Origin of the sequence: Richelia sinica FACHB-800 (assembly GCF_014698825.1) — a bacterium.
Classification (GTDB): Bacteria; Cyanobacteriota; Cyanobacteriia; order Cyanobacteriales; family Nostocaceae; genus FACHB-800.
Map to the genome: position 1 here is coordinate 1 of NZ_JACJTT010000005.1, position 25,208 is coordinate 25,208.

The following is a 25,208-nucleotide window of genomic DNA, read 5'->3' on the forward strand; positions in this document are numbered from 1 at the left end:
TGATACTTATTTTCATTAACTCTCTTAGGACTTAAATAAGCTTTAGTTCTTGTGTACTATTTTGGTGGCTTTTTTTGATGTGTGACAGTTAGGGTGCGGAAGGTGGGTTGATAACTATGACTGACATTATCTCTGCTGTAGATCATGCCCCGAATATCCCCAAAATGGGAATGCCTGTAACCATTATCACAGGGTTTTTAGGCAGTGGTAAAACTACCTTACTCAATCATATTCTCAAAAATAAACAGGATTTAAAAATTGCTGTCTTAGTCAATGAATTTGGTGATATTAATATCGACAGTCAATTGCTAGTTTCCGTAGACCAAGATATGGTAGAACTAACTAATGGCTGTATTTGCTGTACGATAAATGATAGTTTAATTGATGCAGTATATAGAGTTTTAGAAAGACAAGAACGCATTGATTATTTAGTTGTAGAAACTACTGGTGTTGCTGACCCACTACCAATTATTTTAACTTTTTTAGGAACAGAATTAAGAGATTTAGTTAGCCTCGACTCTATTTTGACGGTAGTAGATGCAGAAGCATTTAACCGAGAACATTTTCATAGTGAAGTAGCAATCAAACAAATTACCTATGGAGATTTTATTATTTTAAATAAAACTGATTTAATCAATCATGAACAATTGGTAGATTTAGAAAATTACCTGCAAGAATTGAAGGCGGGAGCTAGAATTTTACATAGTAATTATGGGCATGTACCATTACCTTTAATTCTTGGTGTAGGTTTTACCCCCGTCGAACATTATCTTTCGGAATTTAAGACAAATAATCATGAACATCATCATGACCATGACCATGACCACAACCATGACCATCATCACCACCATCACCACCATCACCACTCTCCACACTTAGAAAATGACGGATTTGTGTCAATTTCTTTCCAGAGCGATCGCCCCTTTGATGTCCACAAGTTTGAACATTTTTTAAATGAACAAATGCCAGAAAATATATTTCGTGCTAAAGGCATTCTCTGGTTTAGTGATAGTGAAAAAAGACATATTTTTCAAATGAGTGGGCCACGCTATAGCTTAAATGCTGATGAATGGCCAAATTCACGCAAAAATCAACTGGTTTTTATTGGTAGAAATTTAGAACATAGCCAAGTTTCCCCACAATTGAATGAATGTTTGTTATGATTAAGATATGTTAAATTACACTTCTTTACAGATTTATCGATTTAAAAAAAGAAGTGTTTTTTGATTTGCATTTAACCATTGATTAAATCATACCCATTCAACAGAGAAAATGACTTTATCGACTCGTCCCGATATCAATTCTGCTGCTCAATTAATTTCATCTGTATCTACTCAGCAACAGCCAACAGTAACAGAAGCAGAAATGATTCAGGCTGTACGTACCTTGCTGATTGGACTAGGAGAAAATCCCGACCGAGAAGGATTAAAAGACACTCCCAAACGAGTTGTTAAATCTTTGCAATTTCTCACCAAGGGATATCACGAATCTTTAGATGAATTGCTCAATGGAGCAGTTTTCACAGAAGATGCCAACGAAATGGTACTAGTTCGGGACATTGATATTTTTAGTTCCTGTGAGCATCATATTCTTCCTATTCTTGGTCGTGCTCATGTTGCCTACATTCCTAATGGAAAAGTCATAGGACTATCGAAAATTGCCCGCATTTGTGAAATGTATGCCCGAAGATTACAAGTACAAGAAAGGTTGACTGCACAAATTGCAGATGCACTACAAGGTTTACTCAAACCTCAAGGTGTTGCAGTAGTTATAGAAGCTAGCCATATGTGTATGGTGATGCGGGGTGTACAAAAACCTGGTTCTTGGACTACAACCAGCGCGATGCGGGGTATCTTTGCAGAAGATGGACGAACTCGCGAAGAGTTCATGAATTTAATCCAGCATAAAGTCAGTTTTCATTAAAAACCTGTTGTTGGTATCGATATAAATTTGGCACTTGTGTGTTTTGTAGAGACAGAAATTTTCTTTGTCTCTACTTTTTTATATGAGCATTGGGTGAAAAAGATATACTATAAAGAAGCCAGTAAATAAATTCTTTATTCTAAACTACACACATTTATGACTCTTAAACTCATATCTGCAAAAATTAAAAATTTTAAAAGCTTAGGAGATGTCGATTTAAATTTCCGAGATTTAACAATTCTAGTAGGAGCTAATGCTAGTGGTAAATCAAACTCTTTAGAAGCTCTAGGTTTTCTTAATAGGCTTTTGATGGCTACAAAGCTACCTCCTGTAGAGTATATGGATAGAATTTTAAGAATTGGTCAAAAACAAATATTCTATGAAATTACTATACAAGATGATGAAAATAATAAAGCAGAATATAGTATTTCAGTTAGCGTCAATGAAAATAACACTTTAATTGATAAAGAGTATCTTTTAGTTAACGGAATTGAAGTAATTAATATTAATAATGGCAAAGGAATAGTGAATGATGAAAATGGCGAAAATTCTCAAACATACCAATCAGATTCTGATGGTGATGGATTGGCATTAACAGATGCTGGTAAATATGGTAATAAACCGTTTACTAAAAAGTTAGCCAGCTATATCAAAGATTGGAAATTTTATGATGTAGATCCTGATAGTGTCAGAATATATCCTAGAGTTCAAAAGAGAACTATAATCTATAAATCTTTACAAAGTGATGAAATAATACCTAGCCTAAATCCCAATGCTAGTAAAGCTCAAGAAATTTTACAGTATTGGGCTAAACATGATAAAAATAAATTTGATGAAATCAGTCAAGAACTCTATGAGTGCCTCAACTTTAAGTTAGATATAGTGGAAGAAAAAGATGAAAACCCACTGATTACAGTCCTTGAAGAAGATGGTAAAAAAATAGCCTTATCTAATATGTCAGATGGTACTTTGAGATTGATAGCTTATTTTATCCTGCTTTATCAATCTGATGTTCCATCTCTTATTGGGATTGAAGAACCTGAGAGAAATTTTCATCCTGGTATTTTACAAGATATTGCTGATATGATCAAAAGGTTATCCAAAAGAACACAAGTGATTTTTACCACTCATAGTTCTCAATTACTTGATTGTTTTTCTCCTGAAGAAATATCATCCGACATTTCAGTAATTCTTTTAAGTCAGAACCGAGAAATTGGCACAAAGGCTTGTCTACTTGATAGATTAGCAGCAAGCCGGGATGATTTTTCTGATTGGATGAATGATTTTGGATTAGGTAGCGCAATTTATCATAGTCACTTAATTGAAGAAATTTTTGCTGATTAATATGCCTAGTGTTCGTCTTTGGGTGCCGGAATCTGACTATGATAGTAAGGCAGTCTGCTGTATTGCTAAAAAAATAGTTGCGTTTTATGGTCGTAATGATATAACAATCCAATTTGCCGATAAACAAGGCTTTAACCAAGCCATACATCCAAAAAATAAAGACGGTTTAAAGAAAGCAGTTAATAATTATTTAAATAATAATGATTTAGTAATATTTCTACTAGATTCAGATGGTACACAATCGCAAGCTCAAAGACGCAGGGAAAAAAATTCTTTAGTTAATCGAATTGAAGAAGTTGTTAACTCTTTTGAAGGCAGAGTGAAATTTTTTCGGATGGTTGAAGAACTTGAAGCTTGGCTATTAATTGATTGCTTGGGTATATGTTGCTATTTTACAAACAATGCTGATAATCGAGATAACCAACAATGGATAAAATTTGCCAATAAAAGGCAACATGGTCAAACTGATTTGATAGCAGAGGCAGAATCAGGGGGAAATGGTGCAAAAGAATATCTGGAAGAATTATCTAAGGAAATATTAATTAAAAAAAATCCTGATTTCAAAGACAAACCCAGAAATTTGGAAGAACGGAAATATAGGGAAAGTCAATCATCTAAAATTGCCGAATATATTGAAATTAATAATCAAACTCTGAAAAAAAATAAATCACTGCTGGAATTTGCCAAATGTTTGGAACAATTAGCTGATAGCAGACAATAATTGATCAATATTATTAATTTAGTATGGTGTGAAATTTACTAAATAATAAGGTGGACATTGCCCACCCTAATATTTCTCGTCTTTGCACGAAAACCATCAAATGCAAAACTACAATAAACCCCGATAACGAATAAAAATCAAAACCACAGCCCAAGAACCCAAAGCCACTTTAATGGCAACGATAATATTGAGTATTGGCAAAATTCCACCACTAAAAAGTGTTCCTAACTCCCCATGGGGTAATTCTATTCCTGACAAAGTGATGACTGATAAAACAATAAAAACTAAAACCGAAATTTTCTCCCAAGTAGCAGCGTGCCAACGTTGGTAAATATCCTGCATCGACTGATAGGATGAAGTTATGGCGATTAACCCTATTGCTGTTCCACCTGCGACACCAGCAGCAAAACCACCACCAGGACTTAAATGTCCCCTAATTGCTAATTCAATGCCTACTAAAGCCGCAATTGTTGCCCCCAACCGAGCTAAGATGATGGATGGCTGATCCTTGAATTGGTAGATAGTACAGGATGGGGTTTCGTTTGCCAGTAAAAAGTTTGCACCGAGAATAGCGATGGTAAATACAATTACTTCAAAAATAGTATCATAGAGGCGATTGCGGAAAATAATTCCTGATACAGCATTGGAAACACCACTTTCTTTCACTACTGTTTCCACAATGGAAATATCTGATAAATTCGCTTCTCCATCAGGCAAAATCAATATTTTTATAAACAAAGCTATTCCCGCAACAATGTAAACCCATTTCATAGATGTTTTTCCCCTGATTCTAAAACATTGATATAAGCTAAACTTGTATTTGGCGATGACAATTCACTTTCCATAATGTTGTATATACGCTGCACTCTAATCTCTGTTTGATAGCTTGTCTGGGGTTGATTAGTTGTTAAAAATGGGGTGCAGGTAGCGTGAACTTCTTTGGATATTAAAGCCTGTTTTAAAGTTTGGCTATTTGGATAAGGTACTAGTTCCAGTCGCATATAGTGTTTATTAAAAACGCTGCGAAACTCTTGGACAATTTGTGAAAAAATACTGTCTTGATTTTTGTCTATTAATTGGTCTTCAAGTACACCCAGCCGTAAAACTAAGGATGAACGCACAGCAATGGCATAGAGAGTAATGGATAACATAGTTCCCATTAATGCTTCTGTTAATGCCACATCTGCTGCCCCTAAAATGGCATCTACCATGGCAGCTATTGCACCCAATACCCCGCGCATAACTAAGGCATGATAGGGGTTGACCTGAGTTATTAATAAGCCGGCGGTTAAAGGTAACAAAGCAATGATGATATAAAGATATGAATCATTCATTTTTTGCCTCTTCAGTAGAACAGTATGCTAAAACATAACCGAGCATGGTATTCCAAATTGCTAAGGAAATAATGCCCAAAATTAGTAATGGCCATTTGCTAGGTATTTTTAGTAAAATACCCAAAATAATCATCATGGAACCAAGGGTATCAGCAACGGATAGACCATGCAATTTGAATAATACTGATCTGTTGCTAATTAAATGAGATGTTCCCCAAAACCAAAAGATAATACCTATAGTGATACAGGTATAGCTGATAAGGTTGATCATGCTTCACTCAATCTTCTTAAAATATGTGCTAACAACATCAAGCCTGCATTACCGACGCTCAACATAATCGCTGCTACTACACCAATCATCCAGTCGTCTCTGGCTACGGAAACCAATAAAATCATGATTGCTCCTTTACTGGATATACTGCCAAAAGCAAGCATTTTTTGCCATGTATCATCAGTTTTCCAGGCTTCATAAATGGGAATGAGTAAGGCTACAATCATAGCGATTAAGACTATTTCTAAATTCATAATGATTTACTCTTTGGGGTAATTTTATGGACTGCATACCAGCCTTCTTCATGGTGTTTGACAACTATGGTTTTAGGCGTGAAAGTAATTAGGAATATATCGATGAACACCAGTAGGGGTGACCGCTGATGTTTGACTTTTTCCATGATTATTTCTTCGTGTTGATGGGGTCTTAGGATAATTTCAAATGCCTCGATAAAAGCTACAGGAATAGCGACAATGATTTGCCAACTTACCTTTAACCATTCTTTTAATTTTTCTGGTGCGGTGTAACCCCGTGGTAAGGCTAAGGCAATAACTATACCAATGATAGTATTGGTTAAACTGAAATCTGATGTGAGTAAAAACCAAATTGATAGTCTGAATATTAAATGTCCGATCATGCTAATGCTATCCAAAAGAGCAGAATTAATGTGAGACTCATGACACCAACTAAATGCTCGAATTGCTCGAAGATGCGTGGCAAATAAATTGATAAATGTTTGAACAGCAAATGATATGCTAACCAACCTATAGCAATGGTAACGATAGCTTTGGTAATATCGGTAATGTTATAGGCAGGAATATAGATAATATTTGCTATACATAAACCAGTTAACAAGAAAATTATTGCTAACCAAAAACCTGGTTTATCTTGCTGTTCTCCATCAATTTTATGGGGGAGAAAGATGAATTTAGCAAAGGATATAGCTGTGCCAACTGCGGCTATATTCATTGCTATTACTTGCCAAGATAATAAGTTTTTTATGGTTAGAACTTTGGCTGCAAAACCTGCCAATAAAGGAAAACCAGATATTGACAAACTAGCGATAACTAAGCACATCCAAAGTTTTGTATTAATTGGCTTATGTTGCAGTTCTTTGAAGTTGCGGCTGGGTAAGGAACCTGCACTCAAAAATAAAGATGATTTGACTAGTCCATGGGAGAGTGTATAAAAGCCTCCGACTGCTGGTGCAGCTAAAATTAAGCCTAACTGGGATATGGTGTGAAAAGCCAACATCCGCTTGGTGTCTTTTTCTAAAACTGCATAGGAGACACCCATTAAAGCCGTACCTACACCGAAAATTCTCACGATGGTGTCAATTTCTTCAGAAATGCCTGCACAACGCAACAAGGGCAAAACGCTGGCTTTAACGACAATACCTGATAGTAAGGCGGAAACTGGGGTTTCTGATTCAGAATGTGTTAAGGGTAGCCATAAGCCAGAAATAAAGACACCAGCTTTAATGAGGAGTCCTAGAAAAATCAACGCTAATGCTTCTGGCGGTGAACCCTGTAAACCTGCAAAGCTAAAGGAATGATGGGTTTGATAAACCAGCACTGCACCAACCAGGTAAAATAACATGGCTGTGTTGCTGATAAAAAGATAGCGTAAACCGACCCAAATTGAGCGATCGCTTCGAGGATAGGCAATTAAAAGAAAAGCTGCAATCCCACTGACTTCTAGTGCTACATATAAACTAATGAAATCTGCACAGACAAAAGCAGCATTTAAACTACCATGGACAAGTAGAGTTTGAGCATAGAAAAAAGCTGTTTTATCACTCTGCCAACAATAGAAAACGACCGCAGCTGTAACTAAGGCATTAGTTAAAATAAAGTAGCCACTTAATTGGTCAACTTCTAAAGTTACACCAAAACTATCTAGTAAGTTTAGTTTAATTGGTGATGGTTCTAAAAATAGTTGAAATCCATAGGCAGCAGAGGCTATACACCCCCAAAGGGTCAAATGTCGGTTGAGTTTGGGGACAAGAAAAATGATGAACCCTAGAAAGAATGGAATACCGATCCAAGCAATGGTGATACTATTCATGGTGTGTTATTTTTCTCAATTTCGTCGCTTTCCAAGGTGGGGTTATCCCGTGCCAATTTCATGACACCAACTAGCATCAATGCCTGAATAGAAAAGCCGATGACGATAGCTGTTAAAATTACGGCTTGGGGCACAGGATCGGCATAGGCAATATTTTGGACATTGGAAATAATGGGAGTAAATAACCCCCCCTGGGATGCAATTAGCACAAAAAAGGCAATTACTCCTGTACTCATCACATCCATGGAAACAATCTTCATTAGCAGGTTTTTTTTCAAAATGATGCCGAAAAATCCACACAGTATAGTTGCCAATACGCAAGCTTCTAACACATTAGTTACCTTTTAAACCCATTTATACACATAAGGAATTGAGTTTCTTGACTGAGAGAAACATAATTTACTGTTTTTTTAAGAGTTAAAATATTTTTAGCACGAAAGATTAGTGTCAAATCATGTAAGACACTCATTTATTTTGATGCTAACCATAGTTACCATTAATGATTTATGCTTTCCCTGATGCTTGCAATCAAAAAAACTGAGGTTAAAACACCTGTGAACTTGGATGTGGCTACTTCTTTACAATTAATTGGGCGATCGCTAGAATTTCAAAAGATTGTGGAAATTTTGGCACAGGATGGAGACTTACTAATTACAGGTGTACCAGGAAGTGGCAGAAGGACTTTAGTCAGGGTTGCAGCCCAGGAAGTTAGTGCTGTTGTATTAGATATAGACTGCATCCGTGCTACAGATGGGGAAAGATTTTTGCAATTACTAGCAGAAGCCATTAACCAAAACTGGGAAGTCCAAAAAATTGAAAAATGGGTGAAGGAAAGTGCAAGTGAGTTCTTTATTTTCAACATTGAAACTAAACTGAAATTAGTACGTTCTCTAACTCAAAAACAACTATGGCAAGCCTTTACTTGCTTACTAGAATTACTGCAAATTATGGCAGTAGATTTAAACCAGCGAGTAGTATTAATTTTACAAAGTTTTCCGCATATTCGCTCTTGGGATCGTAATAATTTATGGGAAGAAACCTTCCGTAGAGAAGTTAAAAATCATCCTTCTGTAAGTTATATTTTAATAGCTACAATTGCCGAAAGCAGTCAAAAAACTGATGATACTAACTATCCCTTAGAAACAATTCAATTAGCCCCATTATCTAGAGATGTATTGGCTATGTGGGCTAGAGAAATGTTACACGCACATAAATTGAAATTTGATACTCGTTCTCCAGCATTATCGCTCTTTTTAGATGCAGTGCAAGGACATATCGGTGATGCCATGACACTAATTCGCCGATTAGTCACGTTGTGCCATCCTGATAGTTTAATTACAGAAAAAGAAGTACAGCAAGCAATTGATGGATTACTCAAAGATTTATCAATGACTTATGAATCCTTGCTCATGCTACTACCAGCTAATCAAGTACATCTTTTAGAATCATTAGCCCTTGACCCTACAGATAAACCCCAAAGTAAAGAATATATTCAAAAGCATGGACTTTCTAGGGGTGGAAGTTTACAAGGTGCTTTAATCGGGTTACAACACAAAGGCTTAATTTATAGTGCTGAACAAAGTTATCGACTAGCATTACCAATACTAGCTTTATGGTTGCAGCAAAGATTGAGTTAAATGCTCTCCTTATCAGTTTATTTTTCTGCTCAATGAGTCAGTTAATTTATAATACTTTCTCTAGGCTTTCCAAAATATATACATCATTATCATGTTGATGATTACCACAATAAGTGTCTAACCATATACCACCAAAAATAATCATTTGTTGATGAAATTGAATTGTTGAATGACCGAATCTAGGAGGAGGGAATTGGCCTTCTACCTGTGGAATCAAACCAGTATAAGTACCAGTATTAGCTTCGTCATGACTAGGAAGATGTAGCATTACTAAATCGTTAATTGTGGCATGACTAACTCCGTTACCAGGTGCCACACCTGCATATAAAACTAAATTGTTGCCAAATTCTCCATAACTGTGAATAGTGCGATAGGGAATTCCATCTCCAAAATCAACGATTTCCTCATCATCATCTAAATAATCATCTTCTATATCTTCATCTTCCTCATCATCACCTAAATAATCATCTTCTATATCTTCCTCGTCATCATCGAAATAATCATCTTCCATTTCTTCCTCATCACCTGAAGCATCTGGAGGGATAGGAACTTTATAACTGTAGTTTTCAATGGCTTGAAAATTAGCTGGTTGGAAACTTAATTTTAATGGTTTAGTAAAATCTAAATTTGTTAAATCTAAAGTTAAAACATCAGAACAAAATCCCTGATAAGCACCATCACCAAAGAATCTGATTAATGTATTACCATGAACTTTTAATCCAGGTAAAGCAACAGGATGACAAAGTTCAAGTTCCACGGGTAGCCAACGCTTTTTCCTTAAATCGAGAATGTATAGGTCGTTGAATGACGCATATATATCGTAAGCACCACCATGAATAATTAATTTATCCTGAAAGATAACTGCACTATGGTGAGAACGGGCTTCTGGTAAAGTTCCCATTGGGGTCATTTTTGACCATCGCCAAGTTTTTAAATCGAGAATATGTAAATAAACATCGTTAAATTTGAAACTACTACTAATTAATTCTTTATAGCCTCCCCACACCAGCATTTTATCTTGATATAACACTGCGGTATGGTAGCTGCGCGGAGATGGAACTTGTCCAGTTACTTTTGGTTTCGTCCATTTCCAAGTTGTCAAATCAAGGACATGAACATCTTTTAAGGATTTATCAGTAATAATATTTGTGCCACCAAAAATAATCATGGAATTGTTGTAACAAATGGCGGAATGTCCATGGCGAGGTCGAGGAATTCGACCTGTAATTTTGGGCTTTTTCCAAATAAATTGAGGTGTTGTTATGTTCATGGCTATGATTTTCAGATATCACCACAAATATTGATGAATAATTAGCCTTGAGTAACTAAACTTTCTAATTGCTGCTGTAAATCATTAGTTAAATCAGCTACTGCTTGTCTAGCAGCAAGACGACTAGTTTTATAGGTTTCATAGCGTCCAGATACAGAAATGGGTTCACCAACTGTAATTTTGACTTGTTGTTTACCCAATTGGGGACGTTGTAAAGGATTACCACCTTTAATTTTTCTGAACATATCCCATAAAATTAACGTTGTTTCTGCAAATCTATCTACAGTTGGTTTTTGGCGAACGTAATTACCAGAAACTGCTACAAAGGTTTCAACTAATCGCATGTGCCACATTCTAGAAAATGCTTCTTCTGCTACTCTATCTCCCAAATTTTTATCTAGTAGTGATAAAGATTTAATATCTTTAAAATCTTCTCTATATATATAGTTCCATGCTGCTTGTTCTACTCTTCTACATCTATCAGTCCAATTACCTCGCGCTGGCAAATCGAAATATTGCTCAGATATAAATAAAGCCGCATTCATCACTGCCTGTAAGCGATAGGCTAAGGCTTCATTTCTATCAGTAATTTCTCCTTTGATAATTTTTTCATCTGGCAGTTTTTGGTGATAGAACCTGGTGTAAAACTTCTCCATGGTTCCTAATAGATGTTCTGCCAAACTTAATAACCGGGGATAGAGAGATTCTAAAGAAAGATTAGTATTATCCGACTTGACAACTAAACCACTAGCTGTCTCTAATTCAGTTAATAAATTAGCGATATTTTCCCAAGGTTCATTAACGTAACTGTACTTTAGTCCCACTGGCACAATTACAACTTCTTCTATCCGTCCTGCTTTTTGCAAATCTTCAGCGCACCAAAAACCTAACTGTGCAATACCAGGTTCCAAGGGACTGATAATTTCAGACAACCCATTTGTAGCACCTTCTGGGGCAGCAGCCATAGGGAAATTGCCATTGACAAATAAATCTCGCGCTGAACGTAACCCTGTCCAGTCAGCCTTCCCCCGTTGAATGGGTGTTCCACCCAAATTAGCAGCTAACCAACCTATATGGGAACCTGCCCACAGAGGTATGCCGCGATCATAGATAAAATGAGCATGAAGCGGATATTGTAGCTGTATACCTTGCTGTCGTGCTACCTTAGGCACGAGTTGAGAAAGTAAATACTCTAAACACAGAGGGTCATCTGTTTTGGGATGGCGAAACGCCAGCATAAAACGGACTTTACCCGCTTGAAACTGACTATAGAGATTAGCCAAAACTTCCACATTCTCAGCTTCAATATGGCTAATAGCTGTTCGCCAGCGTATCCAGTTGGGTAGCAACAAATGAACAAATTTGAGCAATAAGGGGTTAAATGCTGGCGGAATAAATTCTAAAGGTGGTTGTGCTTGATAAATTGCATCCGACAAGATGGTTTTCTCCTTACTTGATAGTTGACAGAAAGAAAAGTAGGGTAAGCAGGGAAACAAATGAATTTATTCTGGACTTCTGTTCGCGCAGCGTGCCATAGGCATACTCCTGTTCGCGCAGCGTGCCATAGGCATACTCCTGTTCGCGCAGCGTGCCGTAGGCATACTCCTGTTCGCGCAGCGTGCCGTAGGCATACTCCTGGACTCCTGACATGGAAACATTTTAGACTTAACTGATTTGAGAAATTAGCGAATTTGTAAAGGTAAAAACGATGCGACTGTCACAAATGTTATTTGTTACTCTGCGGGATGACCCTTCAGATGCGGAAATTCCCAGCCATAAGCTATTACTCCGCGCTGGTTACATCCGTCGCATCGGGAGTGGTGTCTATGCTTATCTACCTTTTATGTGGCGGGTTTTACAGAAAGTTTCCCAAATTGTTCGGGAAGAAATGAATGCCACTGGCGCACAAGAGTGCTTATTACCTCAATTACAACCTGCGGAGTTGTGGAAGGAGTCGGGACGCTGGGACACCTACACGAAGGCTGAGGGAATCATGTTTTCCCTGATAGATAGACGAGAACAACAGTTAGGACTTGGCCCCACCCATGAGGAAGTTATCACAACTGTTGCCCGTGATATGATTCGCTCATATCGTCAATTACCGCTACATCTATATCAAATTCAAACGAAATTCCGCGACGAAATTCGTCCCCGCTTCGGGTTGATGCGCGGACGAGAATTTATCATGAAGGATGGTTATTCCTTCCATGCTGATGAAGATAGTCTGAAAAAAACTTACCAAGATATGTACCAGGCTTATAGCAATATGCTGCGGCGTTCTGGTTTAGCTTTTCGCGCGGTAGAAGCTGATTCTGGTGCTATCGGTGGTTCTGGTTCCACTGAGTTTATGGTGTTAGCAGATGCAGGAGAAGATGAAGTTCTCTACACCGAAGATGGTAAATATGCTGCTAACGTGGAAAAGGCGGTTTCTTTACCTGCTGATGCAGAATTATCAAGTTTTACCAGCTATGAGAAACGGGAAACACCAGGGACGGAAACGATAGAAAAACTTTGTCAAGTTCTCAACTGTTCTCCTACCCAAGTTGTGAAAAACGTTTTATATCAAACTGTCTATGATAGTGGCTTAACTGTGCTGGTGCTGGTAAACATTCGTGGGGATCAGGAAGTTAATGAAGTCAAATTACAAAATGAACTGACCAAATTAGCTCCCCAATTCAGTGCTAAAACTGTCCTTTCTCTCAGTGTACCTACTACAGAAGCAATTGGGGGTTGGGCTGCGAAATCTTTACCTTTAGGTTACATAGCGCCGGATATTGATGACGAGTATATTGCTGGTAGTAAAGATGTCAGTGGGAAGTTTGTTAGGTTAGTTGATCAAACGGCAGTGGAGTTAAAGAATTTTGTCACCGGTGCCAATGAAGCTGGTTTCCATGTGGTGGGTGCTAATTGGGGTGAGCAATTTAAGTTACCAGAAATAGTAGTAGATATTCGTAAGGCAAGACCAGGCGATCACTCGGTGCATGACCCTAGCCAAACCTTACAAACAGCAAGGGGGATTGAGGTTGGTCATATTTTCCAACTGGGGACAAAATACTCGCAAGCAATGGGAGCAAATTATACCAATGAACAAGGGGAAGAGAAACCTTTAGTGATGGGTTGCTATGGTGTGGGTGTCTCCCGCTTGGCACAATCGGCGGTGGAACAATCCTATGATAAAGATGGGATAATTTGGCCAGTAGCGATCGCACCTTATCACGCCATTATCTCCGTTCCCAACATCAACGATGGGCAACAGGTGGAAATTGCTGAAAAACTCTACACCGAACTGAACAAAGCAGGTGTAGAAACCTTGCTAGATGACCGCAATGAACGGGCTGGTGTTAAATTCAAAGATGCTGATTTAATTGGTATTCCCTATCGGATTGTCACAGGTAGAGCGATCGCCAATGGTAAAGTTGAAGTAGTTAAACGTGCCACCCGTGAATCTCAAGAAATAGCTATTGAGGAAGTTGTCAGTACATTACAACAGTGGATTAGAGCAGCAATAGCAGGGTAGAATTTAATTATTGTGAGGCAGGCATCTTGCCTGCCATTCGATAAGTTACCATTAGATAATATTTCCATAGATAAGTTAGATAGATATCAAAAATACATTAAAACTATCCTCCAAAGAATATAGTCCATATGAGCCATCCTTCGGAGATGTGGAATTACGATGACTGCTTGACCCAAAACACGATTCTAATCATTTTTGCTTATTAATAGGAGATGAAGTATGAGAATATAGTTTGATTTTATCTAAGTAAACCTAAATTTGAAAAACTAGGATGCTTAAACAAAATGGCTAGCACAGAGATAAAATTTACCCTTAAATTACCCGAGGTACCGGAAATTCATCGTTTAGAAGCCGAAAAAAAAGCTAAAGAAGCTTATATTATGACATTATTACGTCATGGAGATATCAGTGCGGGACGTGCCGCAGAGTTATTAGAAATTGAACGGTGGCAACTTTCTGATTTGATGGATATATATAAGGTATCCCCCTTTCCTACACAAACTAAGGAAGAACTACTGGAAGAAGTCACTCAAATCTTAGATGTTTTCAATCAGTATAAAAAGTGATTATTGTTTCTGATACTACTCCTTTAAGTGAATTAGCAAAAGTGGGTAAAATTGAGTTACTGCGCGATATTTTCGGCACAGTTATTATTCCTGAAGAAGTTTATATAGAAGTAACCACAGGGAACCATCCAGCAGTTAATTTAGTAAAGTCGGCAGATTGGATAGAAATAAGAGCAGTAAGTGATTTAGAAAAATTATCTAATCTCAGAATAGTTACAAATCTAGGCGCAGGAGAATGTGCTGCGATGATTTTAGCTGAAGAATTAGAAGCTCATCAATTGTTAATGGATGATTTAGATGCTAGAAGAGTTGCTTTATCTAGAAATTTAAAAATTATTGGCACAATTGGCATTTTATTAGTAGCAAAACAACAAGGTTTAATATCATCAATTAAAGATATATTAGATGCTTTAATCGCCGAAGGTAAACATATCAGTTCACGGCTATATGAAGAAGCTTTAGCTGCTGCTCATGAGTTATAGTCTTGAATGGGAATAAAGTTATGTAACTAATAATTAATCCTTTTTATATGCCAATATCTTTTTCTATCAAAATACACTGATTTTACTACACATTAATTCTGAGATTTGCACATAGCCTACCACCAAAAGCTATACTGGAAAAGGCGGCAAAGTCTAATAGCAAACAATAGGTATGACTGAGCAACCTAAATCTAACTCATCAAATCAATCACCACAGGCAGCAACTACCCAGTCTGAACAAGAAGATTGGCAAAATCGTTTTATTAGCATTTGGAACAAAACTACATCTGGCTTAACCCAACTCTTACCAGTCAACCAAGTCGCACAAACAGTAACGCAATGGTTTAGTGTTAGCGATGCTGAAGTAGCAGAGATTTTAGAGAAGGTCCGGTCAGAATTACCAACTACAGAAGCATTATTAATTGGCAAACCTCAAGCGGGTAAAAGTTCAATTGTGCGGGGACTGACAGGAGTTTCTGCGGAAATTGTCGGACAAGGTTTTCGTCCCCATACCCAGCATACCCAACGCTATGCCTATCCTAATAATGATTTACCGTTACTGATTTTTACAGATACGGTGGGACTAGGAGATGTTAGTCAAGATACGGAAACAATTATTCAAGAGTTAATTAGTGATTTAGAAAAGGATAATGATGTTGCTAGGGTTTTGATTCTGACAGTCAAAATTAATGATTTTGCTACAGAAACATTACGACAAATAGCAGAAAAATTACATCAAAAATTTCCCCAAATTCCTTGTTTATTAGTAGTCACTTGTTTACACGAAGTTTATCCGCCAAATATTGATAACCATCCAAATTATCCGCCAGATTTCCCCGAAATTCAACGGACATTTTCCACCATTAAAGATAATTTTGCTGGATTATATAATAGGGCTGTTTTAATAGATTTTACCTTAGAAGAGGATGGATTTAGTCCTGTCTTTTATGGTTTGGAAGCACTGCGTGATTCTTTAGCAGAAATTCTACCCGAAGCAGAAGCTAAAACCATCTATCAGCTATTAGATAAGCAAGCTGGGGAAAAATTGGGTAATATCTACCGGGATGCCGGAAGACGCTATATTTTGCCATTTTCTATTATGGCAGCAACTTTAGCGGCAGTTCCCTTACCCTTTGCAACTATGCCAGTATTGACAGCGTTGCAAGTCTCGATGGTGGGACTTTTGGGTAAATTATATGGGCAGACATTGACACCATCTCAAGCTGGAGGTATTGTAAGTGCGATCGCTGGTGGTTTTTTAGCTCAAGCTGTAGCACGGGAGTTAATTAAATTTGTCCCTGGTTTTGGTAGCGTTATTGCAGCTTCCTGGGCCGCAGCATATACTTGGGCATTGGGTGAAGGTGCTTGTGTCTACTTTGGTGACTTGATGGGTGGCAAAAAACCCGACCCTCAGAAAATTCAAGTAGTTATGCAAGAAGCATTTGCTAAAGCAAAAGAACGTTTTTAAATTTGAGAAACCAACACAGGAAAACAACTCTAACTGAAGAAAAATAAAACCCTCTTCTGTATTTTGTATATTTTCCCAGAAGAGGGGCTAACACTATATTGATCTAACTTTCAACTTTAAGCTGCAACTTTTTCTTCCAAAGGCTTAAAAGTCTTCTTAGTAGCACCACAAATCGGACAAGACCAATCTTCAGGAATATCTTCAAAAGGTGTACCAGGTGCAATACCTGAATCGGGATCACCAACTACAGGATCATAAATCATACTGCATTGTCTGCAAATCCATTTGCGAGTTGCGGGATCTTCACCTGCAACTCTGGTTACAGCTTGTCCACCATTTAATACTTCCAATGCTTCAGAATAGCGGTCTGCATGGTAGTTTTCAATGAATTTCAACAAACCAAATCTGTGAGCAGCTGCGCGGAATGTGTTAGCATGTTCGCTGGATTCTTGCGCTTGCTTGAGAAATTCTTCAGCTGCGGGGTTGTCTCTATCTTTTTGGGCCGCAGCAGCAAAATCAGGATACATGGTGGTGTATTCGTAGGTCTCCCCTTCAATTGCTAAAGATAAACAGCGGGAGATAATTTCTTTCTTTTGTTCTTCTGTTAAAGCAGTAGCATCTGCAACCACTAATTCTGGATGCAACAACTCAAAATGTGCAAATGCGTGTTCTGTTTCTTGGTCTGCTGTCTCTTTAAACAGTTTTGCTAAGTCTGTAAATCCTAATTTACGTGCTACATTTGCAAAAAATAGATACTTGCGATTTGCCATTGATTCTCCAGCAAAGGCAGATTCTAAGTTTTGAAGTGTAGTAAAATTTGACAAATCCATAAGTTAACGCCTGTTCAGTGTTATTGCATGGTATAATACAGACTTTAAAACTGGGTTAAACAAGCTGTGTCTCTAGAGTTGAGGCAAATGTTGAGACAAGGTTTTGCAGCTTATTTTTCATGACCCGTTTACCCGACTGCTTAGAAAGATTATAAAACCGAAAATATTGAAGCGTTGATTTATTTTCTGCAAGATTTCAACCAAGTTTTGACAGGTGATAAAAGAGAGGATGGTAAGTGGTGATCATCAAGGTATTGTAACTGAAGTGTAAAAGATGGAAATTGAAATTTAAATTTTTCATCAATTTCCGTAATTAGGTATCCAGGATTTGCAAAAATAATACGTGACAATATAAAAAACACCTGAAAGCAGTGGTAGATAATTTATTTTTAACAAAAAACATACAACAAAAAACTAATCATGTTTTTGTATTTTTAGAAATTTTTGCCTTAGAAGGTGGTATTCAATCTTACGTCAAAGATATCTTTCGTGCATATCAAGGCTTAAATTCAAACTTCAGTGCTGACGTTTTTTTATTAAGAGATGTTCCCAGTTGTGAAAATAATTTTGCCTCGGAAAATTTAAGATTTCATTATTTCAAAAGTAAATCTCCAGTGGTGGGGAGACTGAAGTTAGCTTTTGCCTTATTGCAGTATTTATTACAGCAGCAACCAGCACAAGTCTTTTGTGGTCATATCAAACTGGCTGTACTCATCCAAACCCTTTGTAAACCCTTGGGTATTCCCTACACAGTTTTAACCTATGGTAAGGAAGTTTGGGAACCATTACCGGAAATAGAACGCCGTGCTTTAGTAGGTGCGAAAAACATTTGGACAATTAGCCGTTACAGTCGCGATCGCGCTAGTGTTGCGAATAAAATAGACCCTGATAAGTTCCAACTTCTACCTTGTGCCATTAATGGGCAAAAATTTACCCCTGGCCCCAAGCAACCAGAATTAGTAGCAAAGTATGGCTTGCAAAATGCCAAAGTATTAATGACCGTAGCACGATTATGGTCGGGGGATATTTACAAAGGAGTAGATGTCACTATTAGGGCTTTACCGCGCATCCTGGCAGCGTTTCCAGAGGTAAAATATTTAGTGATCGGTCGGGGTGATGACCAGCCCAGATTGGCCCAATTAGCCCAAGATTTAGGCGTAAGCGATCGCGTCATCTTTGCCGGTTTCGTACCTACAGACCAATTAATGCTGCACTACCGCCTTGCCGATGCCTATATTATGCCTTCTCAAGAAGGTTTCGGCATAGTTTATTTGGAAGCTATGGCCTGTGAAATTCCCGTATTGGCTGGTGATGATGATGGTTCAGCAGACCCCCTTCAGGATGGTAAGCTAGGATGGCAAGTCCCCCACCGCAACCCTGAAGCTGTAGCCGCAGCTTGTTTAGAAATCCTCCAAGGTGAAGACCAACGTTGTAACGGCAAATGGTTAAGAGAGCAAGCGATCGCTATATTTGGTATAGAGGCTTTCCAAACATGCCTGCAACAACTACTGATTGCCTCTTGATCACTTGCTTATGGGTAAAAGTTCCCTACCCAACACTCACTCACCAATGGCCAAATAACAAATGATGAATCAATATAGCTTTCAACTTCTTCGTCCTTGGCTAACCTTGTTAGCAGTTATCTGGTTGCTAACATCATTTGGTTTAGGTTGGCTGGTTAATTCTTTGCTATTTTTATTCGGCTTATTATTACTTGCACCTGTCGTCTTCTTTTTCGGTTTTCGCTGGTGGCTACAAACGAATTTAGTTACTGACCAATGTCCTGTATGTAGCTATGAACTCACAGGTTTAAATAACAGCCAATTGCAATGTCCCAACTGTGGAGAACGGTTAATCGTTCAAAATCGCCAAATACAGCGGTTTACACCAGATGGGACTATAGATGTCACCGCAGTAGAAGTTCAAGCCCAAGTCCTGGAAGATTAACCTGTTTCTGACTGACCTGGTTTGAGGTTGTGCTGATGCGTCAGGAGACGCATCTTAGTATTTAAGGCAGGAGGCAGGAGGAAAAGTTTTTGTTGTCTGAGTTTTCAGGTTCAGGTTGTACTTGATTAACTGAAGAGTCAATACTGTTTCTCCTCCCAGCAAAATTTTGTTAATTTTTGTTAACAGAGATTGACAAAGTATATTTATGTTTTCCAGGAATTAACTCACCAATATAAACCAAGTACCTGCCGGGTTGCCAGAACCCAGCTAACTCTGGTTTACCTCCAGTGTAATTATCTGCCAACACGCAAAAGCGTCCACCAGGTCCATCAATTAACAAAGTTGGTTTTCCCTGTCCTTCTACCGTTAAACGCAAATAAGGTAGAGATTCTTTCACCTGAATCACTTGGGTGGGTGCGTCAGTGATGTTACCGCAGTTACTAGCGACATTTCCCCCAGACTGACCATTGACAATCATCGGGTCAGTTTTCAGGCTACGACTCACTTCAATCACGGGTATCTCAGCATAAGTAGCTTGGTGGTAAAACAAATTCAGCACCAAAGCGACGGGAACAAAGGCTAATAATTGAAGATTTTTCATATTTATTCATGCTCCCGACAGTTAAACGAGCAATTTTATGATTATTCATATTTCTAATATATAGACGAAAATCTTCCGTTTTTGTTCCGAAGCAAGAGTATAAAATTTTATGGGCAAATTCACCAGCAAGAGAATTGCAGATTAAATTATCCTGAATTGAGTCAATCTACACAGAAAATTTTGGCTGATCCCTGTTGATCCCTCATTCTTACTACGTGTTTTCCCAATTCATCTAGAAGTGGATAAATTGCTATTTTTCCGTACTGATACCCATGGGAAATCATCATGGCGACAAATAGATTGACAATAGCTGTCCCCCAGAGAATCTTCCCAATTGACAATCTCAAATCCAAATTTACAAATGGTATGAGGTGTGAGATAGAAAGACATTAGCTAAAATCACAGACACAACCACCAAGTTAAAGAAGTGGTTAAACTATTGTCGTCTACGTGTCTTAGCTGAGGTAAACACAAGATTATGAACTCTCAACCTGAAGAAGAATTACAACGCCGTCTGGAACAGTTAGAGGCAGAAATTAAATCCGCCCAAGTAGTTCCACCAGAAGTGAAAACCCAAGCCAAAGCCACATGGTTTGCCTTTAACTCCTATGTAGAAAAATTTCAGGCGTGGTTTCAGGGTTTAGCGGGAATGAAAAAAATAGCTGTCGTGGGTGGAATGGTGCTATTAACAGTTTGGATACTACAACTATTATTCAAACTAGTTTCGGCTGCCATCAGTCTGGCACTGTTGGCGGTGTTGGTGTATGTTGGATACAAATTTTTTGTGTCTAGTAGCTTTCAGAACAAGCAATAGCATATATTAATCACGCCGCTAGGGGCGTACAAATAAACTCAAAGGGAATTATGTAATGGCGACCCCAATTGTCAAAAAAAATAATAATCAATCTAGTCAATCTAAAGCAGCAGATAAGACTAATGGCATATCCTTGTCAACCAGAAGGTTGGCTGCGTGGATAGTGGAAATGACCCTAGTGGGGGCCAGTGGCTTAATACCTTTTGGATTAGGGGCCTATCTCAATTCCCGTAGTGATATCAATCGTGTGCCTTTAAATCCAGTGTTGGTATTGACTGAGAGAGCGATCGCCCGCCCCTTGGCTCTACCTGTTAGTTATGGTATCCGTAATGTAGCTTGGCCGACTAATTTCCTCTGGACAGTGGCTTTATTTGCGCCCTTGTCCCTTTCCTGGTGGCAATTGTATTTACTCAGCAAAAGCGGTAGCACTCTCCCTAAACGTTGGTTGGGAGTGCGTGTAGTCAACGAAGACGGTAACGCCCCTGGTTTAGGAACTGTGGTAGTTCGAGAAGGTTTAGGACGTTGGGCAGTTCCTATGTCTATTGCCTATCTTCTGTGGCGTTATAGCTTTGCCTATCCCAATTTAGCCCTATTTACTTCCCTAGCGGTGTTAATGGTGATTGGGGAAGGAATGGGTTGGCCTTCCCAACGCCAACGTCGTGCCTTCCACGACCAAATTGCCGGGACTTATACTGTCGATGCTAAGACTGGAAAACCCAAGGCTGCTACTACCAGTTCTAAAGATGCCGCAGCAACGGCTAAAGCCGCTAAGAAGCCTACGGTGATAGCGGGCATTCATCTCAACCCCAATGTCACTTTATTTTTGGTGGGGTTAGTCAGCATGAGTGCGGTGTTATCAACTTTAGTTGGTACACAAATTTATATCCAAAGCCAAGAAAGTCAAAGACGCACCCAACAAGTTAACGGTCAAAAGTTCCTGGAATTAGTCAGACAGTTAAGTCCCAATTCTGGTGTTACACCGGAAGAACGCCAAAGTGCAGTTTTAGCGTTAGGTGGTCTGAATGATACCCAATCAATCAAGTTTCTGGTTGATTTGCTAGTGCAAGAAACTGACCCAGTCATGTTAGATAAAGTGCAACAAGCTTTAGCCAATAGTGGTATTCAAGCATTGCCAGAATTAAAACGCATGAATCAATTTTTAGCTGGGGAATTGGAATCTGTAGGTAGTAGCCCAGAGAAAGAAGTACGAAAAAAGCAATTAGCTTTTAATCAACAGGCATTAAACAAAATTTTGGCAGTTTATAGCGGCAAAATCAAAGATATTGATTTAAGTAAAAGCCAATTAGGTCCGAAAGGTGCAGGTGAAGGTTCATTGTTTAATTTAGTTTTAGAAAACACCGATTTATCAGGTGTTGTCTTCAAATCTGCCAACTTGAACCAAGCTAATTTACAAGGTAGTCGCTTCCGTAGCCCCGGAGAAGACGGAAAATGGGATACATTTGATGATGCGATCGCTGATTTAAATCAGGTCGAACTCAAACAAGCTAACCTCACTGATGCTAACCTCAGTCGCGTATCCCTCAACCGCAGTGACTTAAGCCGCGCTAACCTTAACAAAGCTAATTTGTCCAATGCCCGGTTACTAAATGCTAACCTTAGTAGTGCCCAATTTGTAGGTAGTGATTTACGTAACGCTATCCTCGAAAATGCCAGCCTCACCGGTGCAGATATCAGTGATGCGAAATTAAATGAAGCTAATTTGTATGCTGCCCATCTGGGTCGTGTTTCTGCCATTGGCACACAATTATCTTTCGCTGACTTAACAAAAACTGATTGGCAAGGTGCTGACCTGTCAGAAGCTTATTTAGACCGCGCAAATCTCACCGATGCTAACTTGAGTGCCACCCGTCTCACAGGGGCAGTTTTACGTTCTGCCAAATTAACAAATGTCAACCTGCGAAATTCTGATTTAAGTCGTGCAGACTTGCGAGGAGCAAATGTAGATGGTGCAGATTTTCAAGATGCAATTCTCTTTCCTCCCAAACAAGACCCTGGTGATCAATTTGTTCAAACCAATGATGTAGGTTCACAAGCAGCCATAGTTAAAGGTGTTGACTTTACCGAAGCCAAAAATTTAGATGCTAAACAATTGGCGTTTATTTGTACCCAAGGTGGGATTCATCCCCGTTGTCCTTAATAGATATCTCCGAAAAACTTTGTAGAGATGTTCCATGGAACGTCTCTACCAGGATGAAAAAAACGCAAAAGCTGTAGATAAGACAGTTAGGAAGTTAACTGAAACTGAGACACCCAAAAGCTTGTAGCACTGTTACATTTCAACTGTCGCAAGTGACAGACCGCCATTTTGATAAAATAAAATGTCCGCAATTGCGGACATAAATTAAGGGCTTCTGTCACTTCTGTTGGCTACAATCATGTATGGAACATGCTTTTTTTATTCTTGATTAATTCTTCAATAAAATCAATAGTAAAAACTAAAAATAGTAGACATAATACCTGTTAACACATCATAAATAAAAATTAAAAATTCCTATTAGACAAGGGGTTTAAGAGTTTGAAAAATTATTGATAATTTTAGACAAAATAACTGGATTTTTATCCTTGAAATTGTGGAACAATTGTCTAAATTAACCTCAGTTCGGGTTGATTAGGGCTATTCGGGCGATAACTTCGAGTTAAGGTGATTCAACGGAACCCGCAAAAATTTGAGCAATTAATTACCGAAATACTGGATTGTAGTGCGTAAATTCGGATTGTTCAGTTGATTTCGTCCTTTGAGTAAGGATTATGATTTGTCTACAGATTTGAGTGATGCTATTCTCCAGGTTTATTGTTTGGACATCAAAGGTATAGCTGCTAGGAAAGACGATGTAGAGATGTGCCAAATATAGGTACTGGTAACAAAATCATTGCTTGGGCATATTCAAATTTTGCACCATCACCATCGTCAAGTGCTGAATCTAGCAGCTTATAACTATGACTGGAAAATATCAGCTTAAAAAGGAACGGGCCAGGAAAAAGCTAGCAATAGATTTAGCATCTACTGGTTCCCCTTCTAAAATAGCTTTTTCTAATTCCTGGGGTGTTAATAAGATGGTTTCAATGTCTTCATCCTCATCGTGTTGGGGAGGAGTTTCTAATTTCTCTAAATCTCTCGCTAAAAAGGCGTAGATAATTTCATCTGAATAACCAGGAGCAAGGAAAAATTCGCCTAATTTATCCCATTTATGGGCACGATAGCCAGTTTCTTCTTCTATTTCCCGTTGTACAGTTCCTAAGGGGTCTTCATTGAGTTCTACTGTTCCGGCTGGGAATTCTAGGAGTCTGCCTTGAACAGCAAAGCGATATTGACGGACAAGAACTAATTTACCATCTGAAGTTACGGGCAAAGCCAGAGCGCCACCAGGATGACGAATACACTCCCATTCTCCTTCGGATTTATTAGGTAAACGCAAGCGGTTGACTTCAAAGTTAAACTTGCGTCCTTTGTGGAATAGACGTTGTTTGAGTAGCTGTGGTAATTCTCTACCTAGTGGCATAGTAAAATTCTGTTGACCGAGAAATACAGATAAAATATACGTGGCTTGTTTGTGTCATCAGTGTTCTTCTGTCTGGGAAGAGGGTAAATTTAATTGCCATTCCATACCTGAACATCGGAACAGTTGACCTCTTGCAGCAGAGATTGAATTGCCCGATGAGATACTGGCTCTATCCAGTTAGGGGCAATTTCTGCCAGTGGTACTAACACAAAAGCTCTCTCCCGCATTCGCGGATGGGGGATTTGCAGACTGGGTTGAACTAAGATTAAGTCATCATATAACAATAAGTCCAAATCTAGGGTGCGTGGTTCCCACCTCCCATGACGTACACGCCCAAAATAATGTTCTATTTCTAACAATGTTGCCAATAATGCTTGAGGTGGCATGGTAACTTGCAAGATAGCGCAACCATTGAGGTAATCTGGCTGGGGTGGGCCAACGGCTTTAGTTTTATACCAACTTGATTGAGACTCTAAGGTAATACCAGGTGTTTGGGCAAGAGTTTCTAAGGCTGCTGCTAAGATAGCTGGAGAATCGCCTATATTACTACCAAGAGCGATCGCACTTCTTTTATACTGTTTACCCCCCTCTAATTCCTGCCTGGGGTGAGAATTCACTGATCTTGTTCCTGTGACTATCAATGGATATTAACTTAATCGGGGATCGCTAAACCAAATTCCTTAAAGGTTTCGCAAAAAACATAATATCGCACTGAATTAAGTTAATTGTTTATGGGATATTATACTAACACGAAGATAGCACCCTAATGCTAATTTTTTGCCTAGCCCTTAGCGGTCGCTACCTTAGTTGCACATTAACTAAATTAAGGTAACGCTAACAAGGAGAAACTGCGCTTGCCCCTTGGGAATCATCACAATAACGAGGAATCCACCCA

The 25,208-nt window shown here is 38.6% G+C and carries 27 protein-coding genes; 13 read left to right on the forward strand and 14 right to left on the reverse strand.

Annotated features, from left to right (window positions below; all coding sequences use genetic code 11):
* Positions 1–116 precede the first annotated feature (116 nt).
* From H6G73_RS05845 to H6G73_RS05860, 4 genes are all read left to right on the forward strand, one after another.
* Entirely contained in the window at positions 117–1,163 is a 1,047-nt protein-coding gene (locus H6G73_RS05845) for a CobW family GTP-binding protein (RefSeq protein WP_190602195.1), read from the forward strand.
* A gap of 109 nt (positions 1,164–1,272) precedes the next feature.
* Complete coding sequence (gene folE / locus H6G73_RS05850; protein WP_190602197.1) at positions 1,273–1,923, forward strand: GTP cyclohydrolase I FolE; 651 nt, start codon at positions 1,273–1,275, stop codon at positions 1,921–1,923.
* Positions 1,924–2,079: 156 nt separating this feature from the next.
* Entirely contained in the window at positions 2,080–3,267 is a 1,188-nt protein-coding gene (locus H6G73_RS05855) for an AAA family ATPase (RefSeq protein ID WP_190602199.1), read from the forward strand.
* A gap of 1 nt (position 3,268) precedes the next feature.
* Positions 3,269–3,988, forward strand: a complete 720-nt coding sequence (locus H6G73_RS05860) for a hypothetical protein (protein WP_190602201.1) — start codon at positions 3,269–3,271, stop codon at positions 3,986–3,988.
* Positions 3,989–4,096: 108 nt separating this feature from the next.
* Here the strand turns inward: H6G73_RS05860 and H6G73_RS05865 are convergent, their stop codons facing one another.
* From H6G73_RS05865 to H6G73_RS05895, 7 genes are read right to left on the reverse strand one after another with little or no spacing between them, the layout of a single operon-like run.
* The gene (locus tag H6G73_RS05865; protein WP_190602202.1) at positions 4,097–4,759 is read right to left on the reverse strand and encodes a Na(+)/H(+) antiporter subunit B; all 663 of its coding nucleotides are present in this window, start codon (positions 4,757–4,759) and stop codon (positions 4,097–4,099) included.
* Positions 4,756–5,322, reverse strand: coding sequence for a DUF4040 domain-containing protein (locus H6G73_RS05870; RefSeq protein WP_190602204.1), 567 nt, complete (start codon positions 5,320–5,322; stop codon positions 4,756–4,758). The genes H6G73_RS05865 and H6G73_RS05870 overlap by 4 nt, the downstream gene beginning before the upstream one ends.
* Complete coding sequence (locus tag H6G73_RS05875; protein WP_190602206.1) at positions 5,315–5,593, reverse strand: monovalent cation/H(+) antiporter subunit G; 279 nt, start codon at positions 5,591–5,593, stop codon at positions 5,315–5,317. Before H6G73_RS05875 ends, H6G73_RS05870 begins: the two co-directional genes overlap by 8 nt.
* Positions 5,590–5,847 (reverse strand): hypothetical protein, encoded by a 258-nt coding sequence (locus H6G73_RS05880; protein ID WP_190602208.1) that lies wholly within the window; start codon positions 5,845–5,847, stop codon positions 5,590–5,592. The genes H6G73_RS05875 and H6G73_RS05880 overlap by 4 nt, the downstream gene beginning before the upstream one ends.
* Complete coding sequence (locus tag H6G73_RS05885; RefSeq protein WP_190602210.1) at positions 5,844–6,230, reverse strand: Na+/H+ antiporter subunit E; 387 nt, start codon at positions 6,228–6,230, stop codon at positions 5,844–5,846. The genes H6G73_RS05880 and H6G73_RS05885 overlap by 4 nt, the downstream gene beginning before the upstream one ends.
* Positions 6,227–7,660, reverse strand: coding sequence for a cation:proton antiporter (locus H6G73_RS05890; RefSeq protein WP_190602212.1), 1,434 nt, complete (start codon positions 7,658–7,660; stop codon positions 6,227–6,229). The genes H6G73_RS05885 and H6G73_RS05890 overlap by 4 nt, the downstream gene beginning before the upstream one ends.
* Positions 7,657–7,992: a cation:proton antiporter subunit C gene (locus H6G73_RS05895; protein ID WP_190602214.1), complete on the reverse strand. Its 336-nt coding sequence runs from the start codon at positions 7,990–7,992 to the stop codon at positions 7,657–7,659. The genes H6G73_RS05890 and H6G73_RS05895 overlap by 4 nt, the downstream gene beginning before the upstream one ends.
* Positions 7,993–8,178: 186 nt before the next feature.
* Here H6G73_RS05895 and H6G73_RS05900 point away from each other — a divergent pair, with 186 nt between their 5' ends.
* Positions 8,179–9,297, forward strand: a complete 1,119-nt coding sequence (locus H6G73_RS05900; RefSeq protein WP_390839267.1) for an ATP-binding protein — start codon at positions 8,179–8,181, stop codon at positions 9,295–9,297.
* A 46-nt stretch (positions 9,298–9,343) separates the two neighbouring features.
* On the opposite strand, the gene H6G73_RS05905 is transcribed toward H6G73_RS05900, so the two are convergent.
* The 3 genes from H6G73_RS05905 to H6G73_RS05915 are packed head-to-tail and all read right to left on the reverse strand — an operon-like array spanning position 9,344 to position 12,217.
* Entirely contained in the window at positions 9,344–10,567 is a 1,224-nt protein-coding gene (locus H6G73_RS05905; RefSeq protein WP_190602217.1) for a Kelch repeat-containing protein, read from the reverse strand.
* 41 nt (positions 10,568–10,608) lie between these two features.
* Positions 10,609–12,003 (reverse strand): 1-acyl-sn-glycerol-3-phosphate acyltransferase, encoded by a 1,395-nt coding sequence (locus H6G73_RS05910; protein ID WP_190602219.1) that lies wholly within the window; start codon positions 12,001–12,003, stop codon positions 10,609–10,611.
* Positions 12,004–12,016: 13 nt separating this feature from the next.
* Positions 12,017–12,217 (reverse strand): hypothetical protein, encoded by a 201-nt coding sequence (locus H6G73_RS05915; protein WP_190602220.1) that lies wholly within the window; start codon positions 12,215–12,217, stop codon positions 12,017–12,019.
* 58 nt (positions 12,218–12,275) lie between these two features.
* Here H6G73_RS05915 and proS point away from each other — a divergent pair, with 58 nt between their 5' ends.
* The 4 genes from proS to H6G73_RS05935 all read left to right on the forward strand — a co-directional run bounded on the left by proS (position 12,276) and on the right by H6G73_RS05935 (position 16,600).
* Positions 12,276–14,084, forward strand: coding sequence for a proline--tRNA ligase (gene proS, locus H6G73_RS05920; RefSeq protein WP_190602222.1), 1,809 nt, complete (start codon positions 12,276–12,278; stop codon positions 14,082–14,084).
* 284 nt (positions 14,085–14,368) lie between these two features.
* A complete protein-coding gene (locus H6G73_RS05925) occupies positions 14,369–14,650 on the forward strand; it encodes a UPF0175 family protein (protein ID WP_190602224.1) in 282 nt (93 codons plus the stop codon).
* Positions 14,647–15,132, forward strand: a complete 486-nt coding sequence (locus H6G73_RS24935; protein ID WP_190602226.1) for a DUF3368 domain-containing protein — start codon at positions 14,647–14,649, stop codon at positions 15,130–15,132. Before H6G73_RS05925 ends, H6G73_RS24935 begins: the two co-directional genes overlap by 4 nt.
* A 172-nt stretch (positions 15,133–15,304) precedes the next feature.
* Positions 15,305–16,600 (forward strand): YcjF family protein, encoded by a 1,296-nt coding sequence (locus H6G73_RS05935; RefSeq protein WP_190602228.1) that lies wholly within the window; start codon positions 15,305–15,307, stop codon positions 16,598–16,600.
* 116 nt (positions 16,601–16,716) lie between these two features.
* On the opposite strand, the gene H6G73_RS05940 is transcribed toward H6G73_RS05935, so the two are convergent.
* The gene (locus H6G73_RS05940) at positions 16,717–17,430 is read right to left on the reverse strand and encodes a rubrerythrin family protein (RefSeq protein ID WP_190602230.1); all 714 of its coding nucleotides are present in this window, start codon (positions 17,428–17,430) and stop codon (positions 16,717–16,719) included.
* 371 nt (positions 17,431–17,801) lie between these two features.
* Here H6G73_RS05940 and H6G73_RS05945 point away from each other — a divergent pair, with 371 nt between their 5' ends.
* Together H6G73_RS05945 and H6G73_RS05950 are read left to right on the forward strand one after the other, a co-directional pair.
* On the forward strand, positions 17,802–18,953 hold the full coding sequence (locus H6G73_RS05945; RefSeq protein ID WP_244997446.1) for a glycosyltransferase family 4 protein: 1,152 nt from the start codon (positions 17,802–17,804) through the stop codon (positions 18,951–18,953).
* A gap of 64 nt (positions 18,954–19,017) precedes the next feature.
* Positions 19,018–19,377, forward strand: coding sequence for a hypothetical protein (locus H6G73_RS05950; RefSeq protein ID WP_190602554.1), 360 nt, complete (start codon positions 19,018–19,020; stop codon positions 19,375–19,377).
* Positions 19,378–19,546: 169 nt separating this feature from the next.
* Here the strand turns inward: H6G73_RS05950 and H6G73_RS05955 are convergent, their stop codons facing one another.
* Positions 19,547–19,978: a hypothetical protein gene (locus H6G73_RS05955; protein ID WP_190602232.1), complete on the reverse strand. Its 432-nt coding sequence runs from the start codon at positions 19,976–19,978 to the stop codon at positions 19,547–19,549.
* A gap of 478 nt (positions 19,979–20,456) precedes the next feature.
* Here H6G73_RS05955 and H6G73_RS05960 point away from each other — a divergent pair, with 478 nt between their 5' ends.
* Both H6G73_RS05960 and H6G73_RS05965 read left to right on the forward strand, forming a co-directional pair.
* Entirely contained in the window at positions 20,457–20,792 is a 336-nt protein-coding gene (locus H6G73_RS05960) for a hypothetical protein (protein WP_190602234.1), read from the forward strand.
* 55 nt (positions 20,793–20,847) lie between these two features.
* On the forward strand, positions 20,848–22,950 hold the full coding sequence (locus H6G73_RS05965; RefSeq protein WP_190602236.1) for a pentapeptide repeat-containing protein: 2,103 nt from the start codon (positions 20,848–20,850) through the stop codon (positions 22,948–22,950).
* Positions 22,951–23,764: 814 nt separating this feature from the next.
* Here the strand turns inward: H6G73_RS05965 and H6G73_RS05970 are convergent.
* Together H6G73_RS05970 and folK are read right to left on the reverse strand one after the other, a co-directional pair.
* Positions 23,765–24,313 carry an NUDIX hydrolase gene (locus H6G73_RS05970; protein ID WP_190602238.1) on the reverse strand — a complete coding sequence of 183 codons (549 nt, stop codon included), beginning with the start codon at positions 24,311–24,313 and terminating at the stop codon, positions 23,765–23,767.
* 89 nt (positions 24,314–24,402) lie between these two features.
* Positions 24,403–24,930: a 2-amino-4-hydroxy-6-hydroxymethyldihydropteridine diphosphokinase gene (folK, locus tag H6G73_RS05975; protein ID WP_190602240.1), complete on the reverse strand. Its 528-nt coding sequence runs from the start codon at positions 24,928–24,930 to the stop codon at positions 24,403–24,405.
* Positions 24,931–25,208 lie beyond the last annotated feature (278 nt).

Excerpts from the sequence above, each read along its gene's own strand:
- H6G73_RS05935 (WP_190602228.1), top strand. The coding sequence starts at position 15,305 with ATGACTGAGCAACCTAAATCTAACTCATCAAATCAATCACCACAGGCA.
- H6G73_RS05885 (WP_190602210.1), bottom strand. The coding sequence starts at position 6,230 with ATGATCGGACATTTAATATTCAGACTATCAATTTGGTTTTTACTCACA.
- proS (WP_190602222.1), top strand. The coding sequence starts at position 12,276 with ATGCGACTGTCACAAATGTTATTTGTTACTCTGCGGGATGACCCTTCA.
- H6G73_RS05890 (WP_190602212.1), bottom strand. The coding sequence starts at position 7,660 with ATGAATAGTATCACCATTGCTTGGATCGGTATTCCATTCTTTCTAGGG.
- folE (WP_190602197.1), top strand. The coding sequence starts at position 1,273 with ATGACTTTATCGACTCGTCCCGATATCAATTCTGCTGCTCAATTAATT.
- H6G73_RS05925 (WP_190602224.1), top strand. The coding sequence starts at position 14,369 with ATGGCTAGCACAGAGATAAAATTTACCCTTAAATTACCCGAGGTACCG.
- H6G73_RS05940 (WP_190602230.1), bottom strand. The coding sequence starts at position 17,430 with ATGGATTTGTCAAATTTTACTACACTTCAAAACTTAGAATCTGCCTTT.
- H6G73_RS05905 (WP_190602217.1), bottom strand. The coding sequence starts at position 10,567 with ATGAACATAACAACACCTCAATTTATTTGGAAAAAGCCCAAAATTACA.
- H6G73_RS05845 (WP_190602195.1), top strand. The coding sequence starts at position 117 with ATGACTGACATTATCTCTGCTGTAGATCATGCCCCGAATATCCCCAAA.
- H6G73_RS05900 (WP_390839267.1), top strand. The coding sequence starts at position 8,179 with ATGCTTGCAATCAAAAAAACTGAGGTTAAAACACCTGTGAACTTGGAT.
- H6G73_RS05855 (WP_190602199.1), top strand. The coding sequence starts at position 2,080 with ATGACTCTTAAACTCATATCTGCAAAAATTAAAAATTTTAAAAGCTTA.
- H6G73_RS05915 (WP_190602220.1), bottom strand. The coding sequence starts at position 12,217 with ATGTCAGGAGTCCAGGAGTATGCCTACGGCACGCTGCGCGAACAGGAG.
- H6G73_RS05950 (WP_190602554.1), top strand. The coding sequence starts at position 19,018 with ATGAATCAATATAGCTTTCAACTTCTTCGTCCTTGGCTAACCTTGTTA.
- H6G73_RS05865 (WP_190602202.1), bottom strand. The coding sequence starts at position 4,759 with ATGAAATGGGTTTACATTGTTGCGGGAATAGCTTTGTTTATAAAAATA.
- H6G73_RS05955 (WP_190602232.1), bottom strand. The coding sequence starts at position 19,978 with ATGAAAAATCTTCAATTATTAGCCTTTGTTCCCGTCGCTTTGGTGCTG.
- H6G73_RS05960 (WP_190602234.1), top strand. The coding sequence starts at position 20,457 with ATGAACTCTCAACCTGAAGAAGAATTACAACGCCGTCTGGAACAGTTA.
- H6G73_RS05870 (WP_190602204.1), bottom strand. The coding sequence starts at position 5,322 with ATGAATGATTCATATCTTTATATCATCATTGCTTTGTTACCTTTAACC.
- H6G73_RS05880 (WP_190602208.1), bottom strand. The coding sequence starts at position 5,847 with ATGAATTTAGAAATAGTCTTAATCGCTATGATTGTAGCCTTACTCATT.
- H6G73_RS05970 (WP_190602238.1), bottom strand. The coding sequence starts at position 24,313 with ATGCCACTAGGTAGAGAATTACCACAGCTACTCAAACAACGTCTATTC.
- H6G73_RS05875 (WP_190602206.1), bottom strand. The coding sequence starts at position 5,593 with ATGATCAACCTTATCAGCTATACCTGTATCACTATAGGTATTATCTTT.
- H6G73_RS05965 (WP_190602236.1), top strand. The coding sequence starts at position 20,848 with ATGGCGACCCCAATTGTCAAAAAAAATAATAATCAATCTAGTCAATCT.
- H6G73_RS05860 (WP_190602201.1), top strand. The coding sequence starts at position 3,269 with ATGCCTAGTGTTCGTCTTTGGGTGCCGGAATCTGACTATGATAGTAAG.